Source organism: Microcoleus sp. Z1_B2 (assembly GCF_036700325.1).
Lineage (GTDB): Bacteria > Cyanobacteriota > Cyanobacteriia > Cyanobacteriales > Microcoleaceae > Microcoleus.
Map to the genome: position 1 here is coordinate 19,921 of NZ_JAUBOQ010000036.1, position 17,412 is coordinate 37,332.

General features: G+C 45.6%; 12 protein-coding genes. 6 read left to right on the top strand and 6 right to left on the bottom strand.

The annotated features are described in order from the left end of the window. Positions 1–310: 310 nt before the first annotated feature. Positions 311–1,276, bottom strand: a complete 966-nt coding sequence (locus QT984_RS20485; protein WP_333053837.1) for a BadF/BadG/BcrA/BcrD ATPase family protein — start codon at positions 1,274–1,276, stop codon at positions 311–313. Positions 1,277–1,479: 203 nt separating this feature from the next. Further along, positions 1,480–1,836, bottom strand: coding sequence for a zinc ribbon domain-containing protein (locus tag QT984_RS20490; protein WP_333053836.1), 357 nt, complete (start codon positions 1,834–1,836; stop codon positions 1,480–1,482). A 216-nt stretch (positions 1,837–2,052) separates the two neighbouring features. On the opposite strand from QT984_RS20490, the gene QT984_RS20495 reads away from it, so the two are divergent. Then, the gene (locus tag QT984_RS20495; protein ID WP_333053835.1) at positions 2,053–2,379 is read left to right on the top strand and encodes a phasin family protein; all 327 of its coding nucleotides are present in this window, start codon (positions 2,053–2,055) and stop codon (positions 2,377–2,379) included. A 279-nt stretch (positions 2,380–2,658) separates the two neighbouring features. Continuing rightward, positions 2,659–3,264, top strand: coding sequence for an FKBP-type peptidyl-prolyl cis-trans isomerase (locus QT984_RS20500; protein WP_333053834.1), 606 nt, complete (start codon positions 2,659–2,661; stop codon positions 3,262–3,264). 92 nt (positions 3,265–3,356) lie between these two features. Here the strand turns inward: QT984_RS20500 and dnaB are convergent, their stop codons facing one another. The 3 genes from dnaB to QT984_RS20515 all read right to left on the bottom strand — a co-directional run bounded on the left by dnaB (position 3,357) and on the right by QT984_RS20515 (position 12,558). Further along, complete coding sequence (gene dnaB, locus QT984_RS20505; protein ID WP_333053832.1) at positions 3,357–6,167, bottom strand: replicative DNA helicase; 2,811 nt, start codon at positions 6,165–6,167, stop codon at positions 3,357–3,359. A 494-nt stretch (positions 6,168–6,661) separates the two neighbouring features. After that, the gene (rplI, locus tag QT984_RS20510) at positions 6,662–7,120 is read right to left on the bottom strand and encodes a 50S ribosomal protein L9 (RefSeq protein ID WP_333053831.1); all 459 of its coding nucleotides are present in this window, start codon (positions 7,118–7,120) and stop codon (positions 6,662–6,664) included. Positions 7,121–7,389: 269 nt separating this feature from the next. Then, complete coding sequence (locus tag QT984_RS20515; protein ID WP_333374794.1) at positions 7,390–12,558, bottom strand: PAS domain S-box protein; 5,169 nt, start codon at positions 12,556–12,558, stop codon at positions 7,390–7,392. A gap of 641 nt (positions 12,559–13,199) precedes the next feature. Here QT984_RS20515 and QT984_RS20520 point away from each other — a divergent pair. Next, complete coding sequence (locus QT984_RS20520) at positions 13,200–14,039, top strand: glycosyltransferase (RefSeq protein WP_333053829.1); 840 nt, start codon at positions 13,200–13,202, stop codon at positions 14,037–14,039. A 97-nt stretch (positions 14,040–14,136) separates the two neighbouring features. Here the strand turns inward: QT984_RS20520 and gloB are convergent, their stop codons facing one another. Further along, positions 14,137–14,910 (bottom strand): hydroxyacylglutathione hydrolase, encoded by a 774-nt coding sequence (gloB, locus tag QT984_RS20525; RefSeq protein ID WP_333313287.1) that lies wholly within the window; start codon positions 14,908–14,910, stop codon positions 14,137–14,139. A 253-nt stretch (positions 14,911–15,163) separates the two neighbouring features. Here gloB and QT984_RS20530 point away from each other — a divergent pair, with 253 nt between their 5' ends. The 3 genes from QT984_RS20530 to QT984_RS20540 all read left to right on the top strand — a co-directional run bounded on the left by QT984_RS20530 (position 15,164) and on the right by QT984_RS20540 (position 17,407). Next, positions 15,164–15,367 carry a hypothetical protein gene (locus tag QT984_RS20530; RefSeq protein WP_190659093.1) on the top strand — a complete coding sequence of 68 codons (204 nt, stop codon included), beginning with the start codon at positions 15,164–15,166 and terminating at the stop codon, positions 15,365–15,367. Positions 15,368–15,567: 200 nt separating this feature from the next. Continuing rightward, positions 15,568–16,566, top strand: coding sequence for a UDP-glucose 4-epimerase GalE (gene galE / locus QT984_RS20535; protein WP_333053827.1), 999 nt, complete (start codon positions 15,568–15,570; stop codon positions 16,564–16,566). Then, positions 16,532–17,407, top strand: a complete 876-nt coding sequence (locus QT984_RS20540; protein WP_333313290.1) for a hypothetical protein — start codon at positions 16,532–16,534, stop codon at positions 17,405–17,407. Before galE ends, QT984_RS20540 begins: the two co-directional genes overlap by 35 nt. The last annotated feature ends 5 nt before the right edge of the window (positions 17,408–17,412 follow it).

Genomic DNA, 17,412 nt, shown 5'->3' on the forward strand with positions numbered 1-17,412 from the left:
TGTTTACTTAGGAACGCACTACTGCTAAATTTGTTTCTGGTTTCGCATTCATCTGATGTTTTGATTATGGCAGGCTGGAATTCTACCAGTTGGGAAGATAAGGTTGATAATCAAGAAGTTGAAAATTTGGAAAAATCGAGAAAATCCCCAATACAGGGGCGATCGGGAAGATAAGGAAGATAGTCAACAGCCAGTCGATTTTAGATTTTAGATTTTAGATTTTAGATTTTAGACTTGACTCCACAGATGAATCTGGAAGCTGGAAAGTAGGTGTAAAATATTTCGCTTGTCAACAGTCAACAGTCAACAATTAATTGTTGAGAGCGTTTAAGGCTAGCAATCCAGCACCGAAAGCTGGTTCGTATCGGGGCGAAATTACCTTAGCTTTTGGGGCGATCGCACTTATGGCTGCTTCAAACCGACCTCGGCAATTTGCCTCTCCACCCCACACACCTCCTACGATCACAATTTCAAATTCTTCTGTTTGGTTAAATAGCGCTGAAATGGCTATTTTGGTTGAATAGGTTAATTCTGCTACAGCATTATTGATAATGCAGTCAGCGACGCGATCGCCCTCTGCTGCGGCTTGTTGGACAATCGGCGCTAAAGCAGCAATTTCTTTGACTCCCCAACCGCGCCCGTAAACGACTTCTACCAATTCTTCTAGGTTATTGAGGCCTAAATGCGTTTGAAATTTTTCCGCAAGCACGGTAAAATCTTCGCGTCCGTCATAGAACTTCAAAGCAGCTTGCAAACCCTGAAGGGCAATGTTATATCCGCTGCCTTCATCGCCTAAAATATATCCCCAACCGCCGACTCGTTTAGTTTTTCCTTGACGGTTTTGCCCGAAAACAATCGAACCTGTTCCTGAAATAACGGCGATACCTACTGGATAACCTGTACCGCCAGCAAGTGCGATCGCGCAGTCGCTGCTAATTACTATATTCCTGGGCAGGAACGATCGGGTTACTGGTAAAGTATTCGTCAACTGCAAGTTCTGCACTACAAATTGCACTATTTCACGATCTTTTGGACGCCCGACGCCTGCTAGTCCCAGACCAATTGCTTCTATGTTGAGATTGCTATTCGTCTCGATTTTAGCGGACAGAACTGCTCGTTCGATCGCCAATTGGATGGATTCTTTGGCTGTCTCAATTCCCAGGGTTTGATAATTGGACGGCCCTGCTTCACCCCGTCCTAAAACAAGGTGGTTGTCATCCATTAAAAGGCAGATTGTTTTAGTGCCGCCGCCGTCGATGCCGAATACGTAGCTCATGAATAATTTAGAGAATAATAGAGCAACCCAGATTAACAGATATCTCTCTATTCTACGCTTTGTACAATCAGATTAAACTGAGATGTTGTACCATTGTCAATAAGCCTTTTATGAACAGGCTTTCCGGCCTGTTCCACAAGAAAATTAATCTCCTGTGGAACAGACCGGAAAGCCTGTTCTTCAGAATGGTGCAAGATGTGAGATTAAATCGACAGAGCAATGCTAATAATAATTAAACCTAATAATGCTAACCAAACCAGATGGCGCTGACACCAATTTTTGATTGATTGCAGCCCGTCGCCGCTGCTGTAAGGAATCGTCTGTGGCACAAGTGGCTCAGCTCGATCGTGATAAAGCGTGCATTCTTTGGCAAAAGGACGCTGCGGGTAGTTGCAAGTATCGTCTTCGTGATAAATACAGGTAGCGCACAGAAATTCTTCGGGTTTCGATCGATAAAGAGGGATACCCGGATGACCGAAAGCTTTGAGGGGGATTTTGCAGTGTGGACAGGCGAGCGCTTGGGCGTCTACAGGTTGGTGACAGCGGGGGCAATCAGGCATAGACAGCAGGGTGATGGGGTAATGTGGTGGGTAGGCTCATTAGCGGGTTTTCCGAACGCCGAGAATGGGCGATCGGCTCGCCATCAGGCGGCTGGATGCTCCAAAATAGAAAGGTAGGTGTGCGCTGATGTAACTTTAAGTTTACAGATGGTTTCGCAGCGACTGCAGGCGACCTGAGCCGATCGGGTATCAAAGGGCAAACATTAGGAAAAATCTATGGATAACAATAGCAACTTACTCAAACAACTGGTAATGCTGGGCATTGGTACTACCTCTCTGGTGGCAGAGAAATTGCAGGAAGTCAGCGAGCAATGGGTCAAAGATGGCAAAATCAATCCTGAGCAAGCCAAAACCTTTGTCGATGACATGACGGAGCACATCAAGTCTGAACAGGGGAATTGGGAGACGCAGTTGCAGCGGCAACTACGGAATATGCTGCAAGATATGGGAGTCCCCCGACAGTCCGAAATGGATGAGTTGCGGGGAAGGCTCGATCGTTTGGAACGTCAGATGCGGGATTTAGAAAACCGTAACTGGCGCTGAGTTCGCTCCTCTTCTGCAAGCTTCGCTAACGCCCGCGAGAAGTTGGCTGCTATCTTGTGATAAGATTGTCACCCGAAGGCAGAAGGCTAAAAAAGGCACTTATGTAGAAGCCATTTATGTAGAATAACAAACATTTTGACTTCATACTTTTGCCTTTAAAATTATCTGATACCTGCCGTTTTTTGGTGGAAAAGTTCAGATAAAATTTGGTAGTTCTTGTTGTACTAGATGTCTTAGATATCTGAGATATCGCGGTTAAAAGTATTAGGAGGATTAATTTTGCGAGGAGTTCTAGTCAGCTTGGGAGTAATGCTGGTTTGCTTTTTGTTTTTGATAGTCGCTCAAATGGGCGGTTCTGGGTCCCAAGCAGTTGCAGCCGAATTGAACAATCTTTTACCCGAGACTGCTATTGAGAAGTTGTCAGCGCAGTCTTTGAATGAAAATAGCTTGCTAGTAGCTGATGCTACTTTACCGAAGGTACCAGCTACTATCGCTGGCAATAACATGACTGATAATACTGAGAAAACTGTTAATACTGAGAAAACTGTCACCACAGATTCAGGTCTGAAATATGTTGAATTGACAGAGGGTAAGGGGGCGACTCCAAAAACCGGGCAGACGGTTGTCGTACACTACACTGGAACTTTGGAGGATGGCACGAAGTTTGACAGTTCGCGCGATCGCAATTCACCTTTTCAGTTCAAAATTGGCGTGGGTCAAGTAATTAAGGGTTGGGATGAAGGTGTCGGTACGATGAAAGTTGGAGACCGGCGCAAGTTGATTATTCCCCCTGAACTCGGTTACGGCGCTCGCGGTGCGGGCGGGGTGATTCCTCCTAATGCTACGCTGATTTTTGATGTGGAATTGTTGAGAATCGGTGGCTAGGTAGCTCAATCTAATTCAACGTAAAACTTTTACGGTGTTTAGAAACCCGGTTTTTTTTGAGAAACCGGGTTTCTGTGTATGTTCTGGTTGATTTACGATCGCTTCGGAGATGCCAGATTGCGAAAGCAGGTATATTGGGCGTCAAATAATAGTTTGATGATTCCTGTGGGCCCGTTTCTGTGTTTGGTAATAATTACTTCTGCTATTCCGCGATCGGGCGAGTCAGGGTTATAGTATTCATCGCGGTAGAGCATAATTACTAAATCCGCGTCTTGCTCGATCGATCCGCTTTCGCGTAAATCAGACATCATAGGCCGCTTGTTTGTCCTCGCTTCCACACCCCGACTCAACTGAGATAAGGCAATAATCGGCACGTTGAGTTCGCGGGCTAAACCTTTAAGACTTCTGGTAATTCGAGATAGTTCTTGCACACGGTTGTCGCTAGTACCTTCCATTAATTGCAGGTAATCTAGCAAGACTAATCCTAGGCTTCCGCCTTGTTCTGCTTGGAGGCGGCGGACTTTCGATCGTATTTCTGTGACGGTAATATTGGGAGTATCGTCAATAAATAGTGGTAGTTCTGATAAATTGCCAATGGCTGTACTGATTGGTTCCCATTCGTTTTGACTGATTCTACCCGATCGCAACCTGTTGCTTTCTATTTTGGCTTCACTCGACAGGATACGCTGCACTAGCTGTTCTTTCGACATTTCTAAGCTGAAAACGGCAACCGGCAATTTTTGCTGTCCGGCGGCGATGTGATGGGCGATGTTGGTACAGAAAGCTGTATTGTGAACGCAGATATCGTTAGCCACAAAATTGTGTGTCTCCGGGATAGTTAAGTCGTAAACTTGCTTGTTTCCCATCGGTTCGATAGAAACTATTTCATCCCAGTAAACCTCGCTATCTGCCAGTTTTTTCAGCCATAAATTATCTAAAGCCGTTGCTAAAACTAAAAATCTTTCTCTGGACAGCGCACGTTTACCAACGTGGATATTTGAGTGACCTTTGATGTCTGCGCGTTTTGCTAAGGATGCCCAAGATTCGTTGCCTTTTGCTAATGCTAGGTATTCCCACGCCTCTACAGGAATCAAATCGCGGTTATTGTGAGATTCTTTATTTTCTAATGCTTCTTTTACTTTGAATAAGGCTACCTCTTTGCCAAAAATGCCAATTTCTGATATGAATGTTTTGATTGATTTTGCATCAGTAATATCGATTTGCCAAGCTGGTCTACGAGTATTTTTGTATTTGACAGAACGCTTTTTGAGGGCTGCAATGATGCCAAATCTCAGCAGTAGATGCTGTACGTGTCTGGCTAGTCCTTCGCTGACAGAACAGTAGCCTAGTTGAGATTGACCGCTGGTAAGTAGGGTTGCCCAGCCGTCAGTTGAAAAGAGGCGGTTGAGGAAAAGGGCAACTTGCGATCGCCGCAATCTAAACACTATGTCCGGTACGGTTTTCTCATGAGCATTTTTTCCCATCAGACCTAACTTTTCTAACCAATTTCTCAGGGGATTTTTATGACTTGTATTAATAACATCCATTCCCTCATCGGCAAGGTGTTCTGGATCTACTCTTAAAACTCTGCAAATGCCACTAAATAATTCTTGATTGGGAAATGCTATTCCTTCCACCCAAGACCGGACTAATCGCGGTGGAACTTTCAATTCTAGCGCTAATTTTTTAGAGTCAAAATTTCGTTTTAAAAGGATTAGTTCTAAATTATAACCAAAGTTTTTTATACTATCTGTGTAACTTTCTCGATCGCCCATGACATAATATTCTGGTGCGCGTCTCCCTTTATCGTTAAATCGCAGCTTAAGACCTCCGAAGCTAGTAGCAGCTTCAGCAAAATCTTGTAGTATAGCAGTATTTCCATTGGTGAAGTGTGGCGCGCTGCGTGTCAAACACCCATCGCCAATTAGATAAGCCAATAATTTAACTTCACAGTCTCGGATGGTTTCTTTACCAAAAACATTCATCCTGCGGGGAACAGCAATCTTATCGCCTACTTGTATTTCCCTCAACTGCCGCCAGCCCTTAATTGTTAAAAATGGGTGTGTAATTGTAGTTTCTATAAATCGTCCCAGTCTTGTTGTAACCCGAAATACAGGCTTAATTCCATCATCTATAAAAGCTGATGGTCTAGTTAGGTGAAATTGCCAATCTTCTCCTAATGTTAGTAATTCAGCTTGACGTTTTTGATAGATTTGTTCTATACTAGAAACAGTTCCATCACTTTCTACTATTACGGTAGAGGCTGCTTGGCACTTGCCCATCGCCGGCCTGGCTGCAACGATGATTAAATCCGATCGCTGAAAGCCTCCTGTCATAGCATCTAAGTCATAAAAACCGCACGGAATACCGGGAAGTGTGAGGCCTTCATTGCGATTTTCTAGGTCTTGAAATGTTTGGTTTAGTGTTTCGCCGATCGACACTAAATCCTGTTGCGGGCGTTCTTGAGTTATGCTGAAAATTTCTTGTTCGGCGCGGTCTAAGACTGTTTCTAGCGGTACTGCTGTCTCGTAACCTAATTGTACTATGTTGTTGCCAGCTTCGATTAATTTGCGGCGCTGATATTTGTCTTCAACTAAAACTGCATATTGGTCGATGTTGACTGCGGAAACTGTGCGATCGACTAATTGTGCTAATTTAGTTAGTCCTCCTACTTGCTCTAACTGGTTGCGGTCGGTTAGCGCAGTTGTTACCGTCATTAAATCGGTAGGTTGGCCCTGTAAAAATAGCCCTAATGCCGATCGATAAATGACTTGATGAGCGGTGATGGCAAAAAACTCCGGGCGCAGCAGTTCGGCAATTCGGGAAATAGCTTCGGGGTCAATTAAAATCCCGCCCAAAATTGCTTCTTCTGCCTCTATATTTGTCGGCATCAAATCGCTCATTAGTCAATAGTCCTCAGTCAGTCGATTTTAGATTTTAGATTTTAGATTTTAGATTTTCTGTTTTAGGTTTTAGGTTTTAGATTTTCGGCTTTAGGTTTTAGGTTGTAGATTTTCGATTTTAGGTTTTAGGTTGTAGATTTTCGATTTTCGATTTTCGATTTTAGATTTACTCTACAGATGAATCTGGGAGCTTGAACAATATCCTAAAATTGTAGGTTCGACCATCAGGAGCGTCGGGGCTTGTGTCCGTTTTTCCGGCGGGGTCATTAGTTATTATCAGTGTAAGGTTTTGTAGGAGTGCGATCTGTCGCGAGCTCGCGTTTATACCAGACTCACGCTCTCTCGATCTCGCACTCCTGAAAAAATGCTTCTTACTCTCTGCAGAGATGCTCCGGTTCTCAATCTGCAAGTTAGCGTTACTGAGTCCTTACTTAGCAGTGCTTAGTTGTTAGCTAATGACTAATGACTAACAACTAATGACTGATAACTCTTAATTACATCGGAACAACTTGAATATCAACTTCGGCAGTAACTTCTGCATGTAGTTTGATTTCAGCTTTGTATGTACCAGTTTGGCGAATTTCGGGCAGAGTGATGCCGCGCCGATCGACTTCTTGACTGGTAGAGTTGAAAATCAGTTCTGCTACTTCTTGGTTGGTAACAGTACCAAAAATCGCGTCAGCTTCGCCAACTTGCTTGGAAATGATGAAAGGCCCAGCCGATTCGAGGGCGGTTTTGCGGACTTCAGCTTGCTGCTTGAGCTCTAGCTGGCGCAGTCTTTCTTCTTCACGGCGGCGCTCTGCTTGCTTGAGAATGCCTGGAGTGGCTTTAAATCCCATGCCTTGGGGTACTAGGTAGTTGCGGGCGTAGCCTGGGGCTACTTCTACTACGTCGCCAGCTTTGCCGAGTTTGCTGACATCTTTATTTAAAACTAATTGAACGCGCTTGGCCATGATCGTGGGTTGTGGGGTTTTAACTGCAACTTTTTATAATAGCGAAGTTTTAGGGGCGATCGCAAGGGAGTTCGGCAACGGATTATGTAGCGGATGTAAGGGATTTAACGGATTTAATGGATGGATGTTGAGATTCGAGGTTCGAGATTCGACGTTCGAGGGAAGAAACAGGGATAATATTTTTAAGGGGCAAATTCAGTTTGAAATTACGCAAAACGCGGGTGCTGTAATGAGCTAAATCAACTACAGTGCCATGTCTTACCGATCGCTCAGGCTTTATTTTCAAGGCGCTCACGGGCGATCGATCGCGCTACAGTAGCAACTAACTGGGTCGAATTGATCGGCTTGGCTAAGTGTTTGTCAAATCCGGCTTGCAAAATTTGGCGCTCGTTGGCTTCTCCAGCATAGGCCGTTAAGGCGATCGCCAACAACTGCCGATACTCAGGCGCAAGCTGAGTGCGGATGCGATGGATCAACATATATCCGTCCATCTGGGGCATTCCGATGTCGCTGACGAGCAAATCCGGTGCAGTTTGTTCGATCGACTCTAGCGCCTCAGCAGCAGATGACAGGGAAATCACCTCTGCACCCGCTTCCTCAAGCACGAAAGCCACAAAATCTCGCGAGTCGAGTTCATCATCTACCACCAAAATTCTCAATCCAGCTAGGGGCAAGGATGAGAGAGCGGGACAAGCAGACCAATTGAGGGCTTCATCCTCCTGCCTTCTAGAATCATCATTTAATAGCGGTAATCTCACCGTAAACGTCGCTCCTTGACCTTCTCCTGCGCTTTCTGCAAACACCGTTCCGCCGTGAAGTTCGATCAGTTGGCGAACGATCGCCAATCCCAGTCCCAAGCCGCCAAATTTGCGAGTTGTTGCGCCATCTTCTTGTCGGAAATGGTCAAAAACATAAGGCAAGAAATCGGGAAGAATACCTTTACCCGTGTCCGTAACTTTAATTTGAGCTTGGTGTTCGATTTGCCCTAATCGAACTTCTACTCGACCGCCTTCTGGCGTGAATTTCACAGCATTTGATAACAAATTCCACACAATTTGTTGCAAGCGACTTGTATCACCGAGAACTTGCCCGACATCGGGATTTAAGATTGTTTGGATTTGAATTTTTTTAGCTTCCGCTGCTAATTGCACGGTTTCCACAGCAGATGGAATAATGGTTGCCAGATTCATTGGAGCAACATTCAATCTGAGTTTTCCTTGCAGAATCCGAGATACGTCAAGCAAGTCTTCGATTAATTGAGATTGCAGTCTGGCGTTGCGCTCAATAGTCTCAAAAGCTTTGGCACTTTGACTGGCGTTCAGCTTGCCGCCGACGAGCAGTTGCGACCAGCCTAAAATCGGATTCAGGGGCGATCGCAACTCGTGAGAAAGCACAGCCAGAAACTCATCTTTAATGCGGTTAGCTCGCTCGGCTTCCGTGCGGGCAGTTTGTTCTAATTGGAGAACTATATCACGGTCGGTTTCCACTTGTTTGCGTTCTGTAATGTCGATTACAGAGCCGATATAACCCTCAAATTGTCCGCTTTCGGAAAATCTGGGAGCCGCCGCATCGATCGCCCAAGAATATCCGCCATCCTTGCGCCCGACGCGATATTCAACGCTGTACCGTTCCTGGCGTTCCTTGGCGGTAAAAAATGCGTTCTTGACCTGTTCGCGGTCTTCTGGATGCAGCGCGTTTATCCAACCCAATCCTAAACCTGTTTCCTCAGTTTGACCTGTGAATTCATACCAGGTTTCGCTCAAGAAAGTGCAATAGCCTGTGGAGTCTGTTACCCATACCATAAAAGGAGCATTGTTAGCCATAGTGCGGAATCGTTCTTCGCTTTCTTGCAGCGCTGCTTCTGCTTGTTTGCGTTCTGTGATATCCCGACAGACAATCACTCCGCCTTTGATTTCGTTGCTAATATCAACTACCGGATAACCGCTGATACTGATCCAGCGACCTTCGGTATCTTGGCGACGGACAAATACCTCTACATCATTGACATATTCACCTTTTATTGCTCTGGCTAGAGGTAGTTCAGCGGCGGGGAAAAGGGTTTTTTGGTCTGCCAAAAATAGTCCGTAGGTGTTCGACCATTCCTCACAAGATTTTTCATTCGATAGCTGACCGAATACCCCCACTGCGGCTTGGTTAAACAACACAAACTCCCCTTGTTGGTTTGCCAAAATTAAACCATCGCCAATGCTGTCAATGATGACTTGCAGTAACTTAGTTTGTTCTTCCCGGGCGACTTCGGCTCGTTTGCGATTTGTGATTTCGCTGGAGATGCCAATCAGGCCGATGACTTCTCCCGCCTGATTGCGGTAGGGAGCTTTCATTACCAGAAATGTGCGAATGCCATCGTGAGATTCTTCGAGGACTTCTGTTTGTCCCGACTCCATAATCCGCCGATCGTTTTCCGTGACTGCGACTGCAAGTTCTGTTACTGGGTATAAATCGATATCGCGACCACCAATTACTTCAGAAGCAGATTTGCCCATTATTTCCAGCGTGGCTGGATTGGCATAAATAATCCGTCCTTCTCGATCTTTGACAAAAATGGGCGTGGGTGCTGACTCGTTAATTACGTTCAAAATCGCATTTTTTTGTCGCAGTTCTTCTTCCGTGCGTTTGCGATCGCTAATATCGCTCCAATAAGCCGTAAGTCCTTCGGCCGCAGGATAGGCGCTCACTTCTATATACATTTGGAGCGAGGGCGAGAACTCTTCAAACTTGACAGAAACTTGTTCGGAAACAACTCGATGAAATTCTTGATATGCCCTTGAATTGGATTCTTTCTCGGCGGGGAATACCTCCCAGATCGATCGACCTAGCAAGTCGTTTCTCGATCGAGAAAGCAGTTTTTCTGCTGTGGCATTAACGTAGGTAAAGCGCCATTGTGAATCGATCGCGATAAAGGCATCGGTAATACTTTCTATAATATTGCTGACTTGTTGGTTGGCCCCAGAGAGCGCGAGTTCAGCGTTTTTGCGTTCGGTGATGATTTCGCAAAAAATCATGATGCCGCCAATCTCATTAGTGTTGGTTCGCCAAGGGTGAATTTCCCAGCGCACCCAGTCGATCGAGCCATCAGGGCGGGGAAACTGCTCTTCAGGGCAGGTTTCGACTGCTCCCGCCAGACAGCGCTGGTGGATTTGTTTGAAATGATCGGGCAAATTGGGAAAGATGTCGTAGTGCGATCGGCCCACAATGTTTTGAGTGCCGAGCCCGTAACTTGCCAGCCAGCGGTCGCTCACCAGCATATACCGCATCTGGCAGTCAAACATCGCCACCCCCGCAGGCGAATGTTTGACGAACAGTCGCAGTTGCTCGGACTGTTGCTGCAGCAGATTCTCCGATTGTTTGCGATCGCTGATGTCTTTGAAAAGTATGGCAACTTTGCGGCTGTCCGGCTCAGGAGTGCGGAACGCCGAAACCTCAAACCAGCGGTTCATGGCTTCCGAGCCGTGTTCAAAGCGCAATGGTTCCCCCGTGAGCGCGACTTTGCCGTACATCTCAAACCAATAATTTTCGTGATTTGGAAGGAGCTGTCGCACCGTTTTACCTGTAGCTTGTTCGAGTCCGGTTTGTTTCACAAAAGCAGGATTGACTTCCAAAAAGCGGTAATCGATCGGCTTTTCGTTGGCGTCAAACAGCATTTCGATGACGCAAAAACCTTCGTCTAGGGACTCAAACAAAGTGCGATAGCGTTCCTCGGAACGACCCAAAGCAGCAAGAGCTTGTTTGCGATCGCTAATATCCATAAACGCCGCCACACAGCCGCGAACTGCGCCCTCTTCGTCAAATAACGGCACCGCATTCACCAACCAATCAAAGGCTACCCCGTCCTCGCGCACCATTTGAATTTCCACATCTCGCACTTGGACGCCGGAAGCCGCAGCTAGTTGCATTGGGAGTTGTTCTCCTGGAATTTCTTCTCCGTTGCGGAATCGTCTAAAGGGAAGGGTTGCGGCTTGCTCTCCGGTTCCAGAAACATTGGTATCCGGCGGCACTTTCAACATCGACTGGGCAAATCGGTTAGCGCGAATTACTTTACACTGTGGGTCGCGGGCGATCGTAATGCCAACGGGTACAGCATCAAGTATCGATTCCAGTTCATTGACTCGTCGCTCTAGTTCTTGGTTGAGCCGTTCAATTTCTTTTTTGGTAGCTTTGCGATCGGTAATTTCTAGCACCGTCACATTCACTCCCAGGACGCGATCGTCCTCGGCCCTGAGTGGATAGACACTCAACAGCCAATCGCGATCGACTCCCGGCTGTGCTGAGTTCGTCCTGCTAAGTTCGAGCTGTTGAAGTGGAACTTTAGTTTCAATAACTTGTCGGTAAAGTGGCTCTAAATCATCTGCCATTTCTGGCAAGATTTCGCGCAATGTTTTGCCGATGTGGGCGGCGGCTGGAACTCCGTTTATTTCTGCTAGCCGATCGTTGATGCGGACAAACCGCAACTCGGTATCGAGGAAGCAAAGTCCGATCGGCGCACTAGCATAAATCGCCTCGATTTCTGTTAGTTGTTGCTGCGAAGTTTGTGCTTGTTTAATTGAATCAGCCCGATCCGCTTTCTGCTCGGTGACATCTTGAAAATAAACGGCAAGTCCCGATGGGATGAGATAAGCTCGTACCGCATACCAAGCATTGAGTGGCGGATCAAAAAATTCAAAACTCACCGTAATTTGTTCCCGAACAGGCAAGATGCCTGTTCCACAAGAAGAAAATTCATCTTTTGTGAAACGGGCATCTTGCCCGTTCTTGAGAATGGTGCAAGATGCGATCTCAAACAAACTGCCCACTGATTCGGGAAACTCTTCCCAAATGCTGTTGCCAATCAAATCTTTCGAGGGTCGATTCAGCCACCGCGCCGCTTGCGAATTGAGGTAGGTAAATCGCCAGTCTCGATCCAAAGCAAAGAACCCGTCGGAAATACTTTCGAGGGTGTCTGACAGTTGGGCCGCGGGCGCGTTACAGACTGGTTCATGCTGAGGTTGAGCGATAGGAGTGAAGGTTGTTACTACCGCATAGGGAGTCGATCGATCTCCCTGAAATAAAGGTTGAGAATTGAGCGTCAACCAAATCAATTCTCCCTGTGGCCGATAAAAGCCCATGATGACATTTAAACATGGTTGCCCGGTTTGCAGCGCCACCATCGCCGGATGCGTCTCGCCGGGAAAATCCGAGCCATCTTCACGCAGAGTCTGCCAGCGACTGTTGATTGAAGTGCATAAGAGCATCTGTTCTGCTGTCATCCCCAACAGCTCCTGGGCGTGACAATTGCACCCCTGAATGCTACCATCTGCCAATTGCAGAACCATCCCTACATCAGTTGGCAAAGGCGCGGCTGGGTAGAACGCTTTGTTAGAATCCGTTGAAACAGAGGGGTCGATTTTTGCTTGGGGTTCAGTATTGCGTGGGTTTTGCATCGGTTTCTAACAACGATCATTTTACTTTTGGAAAAGCAAATCGCGCTCAATAATAGGGAAATAACCAGAGGAACTTTTGACTTGAGCAGGGTGACACTTCAAACCTAAGATGGATGTCGATCGTTCTGCGGTAATAATATCGATATCTAGACAATTTATTTTATCGTAGAGTCCCACGTCTGAACCATTTGCGGGATTCGGCAGAGGCGACGGGGAATTTTCTGGCTGTTTCAAATGCCAGGTTAGTCCGTCTCATCAGTTTTCCGTGTTGCTGCATATTACCCATTGCTGTTGCTGGTTTTCGCGCGAACAGATGGCACTTGCACACAGATAAATAAGTAGATTAAGCTGGAAAATAAATAAGCCCTCTCTTGCAGCGAGTGAAACGAAGCAATCGCTCTGGTTACGCCCGCGTTACCTTCTGTTACATTGTGGTAAACTTTATTTGCGCCTACCTACTTAAAAACCCGGTTTCTTTGCGTAAACCAGATGGTAAATTTAGGCAAGGTTCTGTTCGTCTCAACGGTAAACGGGCGATCGTATTTACCCAATACAGGGCAGCCTGCTTCCTCCCGTGCCGACGTTTGTGTCAAGTTTGACCGCGCGCCTTTTACCTTTGTTAATTTCACAAACTTAATCCTATGCACATATTCACCGCCGGCGATCGCAACTATATTCTGGGGTTGGCAGCACTTCTTAAGTCTATAGATTTGAATGTTAGTAAATCGGGACAGGAGCAGGTAAAAATTACCATTGTATCTACCGGCATAGCTCCACAGCAAAAGGAACAGTTACAGAATTGCTGCAAATACCAGATTGAATGGCAAGAATTGCAATCTAGTTACGACCAACTTCTTTCTCTGTCAGGTTCTAAACTTGCTTACGTTAAATTGCAGCCTGAAAAATATACCAAGGAAACAGAAAGGCTGATTTGGCTCGACAGCGACACGATCGTTCTGGGAAGTTTAGATCCACTGTGGAACCTCGATCTTCAAACAATGCCGATAGCAGCCGCACCCAATGTCTGGGGAAATACGAACAATTCTCAAGATCGAAACCCTTATTTCAATACGGGTGTTTTAGTTTACAACATGAAGCTTTGGGAGGAAGAGCAACTGTCCGAAAAGTTGATGGAAAACGCTCGATTAAACCTTTGGGGGGATCACGATCAGGGTGCATTAAATTCTGTTTTAGCGGGAAGGTGGAAGCAATTAGACCAAATCTGGAACAACCACAAGACTGATGATATGTCAAGTAAAGTGATGCACTTTATGTCAAGACCGAAACCGTGGGAAAGCTCAACCCCCAATCAATTATGGCTCGATATGTTGTCTCAGACACCGTTTAAGGACGAAGTGGAAAAAATTCCCAAGAATTTTAATTGGTTGTCGAGATTTAAGATAAAATACAGAGCATTTGGCCAGTGGTTGAGGGAACCGACAACCAAGTTTAAGAGTTACCTGAAGAAACAAAAACGTTAAGGTCAATCAATTTTAGATTTTAGATTTTAGATTTTAGAATTGAAGCATTGACTTGCGCGAGATGAATCACGTGGCGGGTATCCTGGATGCGAGGGGGTCAAAATTGGTCTTTCATGCCGCGCAATCGAGCGAAGGTTTGCACTGGATCGGAGGTGTTGGTGGCTGATTGGAGGTTGGGAAAATCCCAGCGCAAAAATGGGTTTGTGCTTTTTTCGATGCCGATCGATGATGGTATTGTAGGTTGCGATCGACTGCGCGCTTCCTTGACTTCGGCGAAGCGCTGCTGTAAATCGGGATTGTCGCCATCCACACTCAAGGCAAATTGCAGGTTGTTCAGCGTGTATTCGTGGGCGCACCAGACTCTCGTACTATCGGGCAAGTTTCGCAGTTGCGCCAGAGAGGCTAACATTTGGGCGGGAGTGCCTTCTTTGAGCCTGCCGCAGCCGCCGGCAAATAAGGTGTCGCCGCAAAACAATTCGCCGGTTTCGCTGGGGTTGCTGGGGGGGAAATAGTAGGCGATGTGAGCTTTTGTGTGGCCGGGTAGGAAGAAGACTTCGGCGGTTCTGTTGGCGAAAGAAACTCGATCGCCCGCTTGTAAAAACACTTGCTGTCCGGGTATTCTGCCTCTATCTTCTGCGCCACCATAAACTTTAATTTGGGGAAAGCGATCGATCAGTTCCTGATTGCCGCCTACGTGGTCGCTGTGGTGGTGGGTAATGAAAATTGCGGTTAATTCGGCTCCGAGCGATCGCAGTTGCTCTAATACTGGCTGCGATCGTGCTGGATCGACGACTGCTGCGGTGTGGCGATCGGGGTCGTGCAGTAAAAAAATGTAATTGTCGGACAGTACCGGAAGCCGATAAACCTGCATAGAAAAGTGCCTCTCTCGGAAAAATATTATATAATTAAGTTACTCTGAACGCTATCCGAAGGCTGATTGCAGATTTATTAAGTCCGCATATCTATCTTGGGATGTAAAACTTGGGATGTAAAACTTGGGATGTAAAACTCGGATACGTTATTTCTGCTGTGCCAGCAAATTGATTTGCGGTCGAGTACGCACCATTTTTGAGTCAATAACTACAATCGGCTTTAACTATTTTGGCATAAAAGCGATCGAATAAATGCGAACATCTCACAACAAATCAAACTTAACAATTTCTCAAAAAGTCGATCGGATTGTAGCGTCTGGTAAGATAACTCGCAGGGAACACTTAGTTTTGACTTCGGCTATCCTGTCAGATGATAAAATTTCAGAAGAGGATCGACATCAAATCAATCGGATATTTGATTATATCCAAATTGGTCGCCTCAAGTTTATCGATTGAAAACAAAGACTTGCACAGTCAGCATCTATCTGGAGTATAAAAAGCGTTTTTTAGGAGTGCGATCGTCCCGTCGGGCACAGCAAAGCCTATATATTTCGCTTGAATTCTCCGGCTCACGCGGAGTGTGAAGGCGTCAGTTGTGGCAGTCTCAAATTAACAAGGCTCTTAGCAATCCCAGCTACAAAAACAGGCAGAATAAAATGAGTGCAGACAAACCAACTATTTTGGTGACGGGCGGAGCTGGATATATTGGCTCTCACGCAGTATTAGCGCTGAAAAACGCCGGTTATGGTGTGGTGATTTTGGATAATTTAGTTTACGGTCACAGAGATTTAGTAGATCGGGCTTTGCAGGTGGAGTTGGTAGTTGGCGACACGAACGATCGCACTCTTCTCGATAACTTGTTTGCTACGCACAAGATTGATGCGGTAATGCACTTTTCGGCTTACGCTTACGTGGGCGAATCTGTTACCGACCCAGCTAAATATTATCGCAACAATGTCATCGGCACTATTACGCTTTTGGAAGCAATGATCGCTGCTGACGTGAAGAAATTTGTGTTTTCTTCTACTTGCGCGACTTACGGTGTACCGCAGAAAATCCCGCTCACAGAAGACCACCCGCAAAACCCGATCAATCCCTACGGTGCTACTAAGTTAATGGTAGAACGGATTTTGTCGGATTTTGACGCTGCGTATGATTTCAAGTCTGTTTGTTTCCGCTATTTTAACGCGGCTGGGGCTGACCCGAACGGGTTGTTAGGAGAGGATCACAATCCAGAAACTCACCTGATCCCGCTGGTGTTGTTCGCGGCTTTGGGTAAACGAGATTCGATCGCGATTTTTGGCACGGATTACGATACTCCTGACGGTACTTGCATTCGGGATTACATTCACGTTAACGATTTGGCATCTGCTCACATTTTGGGATTAGAATATTTGCTAAATGGTGGCAAATCAGATTTTTTTAATTTGGGCAATGGGGGCGGGTTTTCGGTGAAAGAGGTGATAGAAACGGCTCGCCAAGTGACTGGAAAAGAGATTAAGGCTGTTGAGTGCGATCGGCGTCCAGGAGACCCGCCTGCTTTAGTTGGCAGCAGCAAAAAGGCGATCGAAATCTTGGGTTGGTCTCCAGAATATCCCGACATTAAGGATATTATCTCCCATGCTTGGCAGTGGCATCAAAAGCGTCACACTTAGCATAAAGTCAAATAAAAAAAGTGCAAAAATTGAGTCTAAAATAATGTTAAACAGTCACAAAGATTTTTGTTTTTGCACCTTAGCTTTTGGGAAAAAGTATTGCGAATTAGCCAAACAACTAGCAGCAGACTTAGAAACTCATTCTCTAGGGACGATGCTAGTTGTTTGTACTGACTACCCAAATGACTTTCAGAATTTGACGAATGTTTTCGCTTTTAAAAAAAGTCGCGAAGGTGTAGATTATTGTTATAATGATAAACGATTTGCACTAAAAAAAGCCTTAGAATTATTCCGAGTGGCAATCTTTGTGGATGCAGATACAAGAATCATAGGAAAAGTGCCGGAGAGAGAATGGATGTCAGGAATTACTTGTAAAGGGTTTATTCCCATTCTAGAACATCCACCTAATCAATCTTTGCCAGGTAGAAAAGAGGCAATTGATAAATTAGCAAAAAAGCTAGAAATACCATTGGAACCTGTAAGTTTTGTTCAAGAAAATTTGTTCGTAATTGCGAGAGACAATGGGAAAGAAATTCAGTTTATTCAAGAATGGGGAAAGATTGGAAGATTTTTTGAAGTGCAAAAAGTCAAAACAAAAGACGGTAATCCCATTGGGTTAGCAACTGCTAAAGTTGGGTGGAATATTCGTAATGACGGGTGGCAGGAACTCGCTCAAAGTATGGAGCATTCTTTTGCTCATTGGGACTGGCAAAAAAATCAAGTAAGAACCTTTTGGGATAAAGTTTGGGATAAATTGCAGTTTGAGCATTGGCAATATCTCTATAGGTTATTAAAAACACAGTTAATTGCCTTATTAAATTTCAATTTTTACTATCGCTAGAGAAA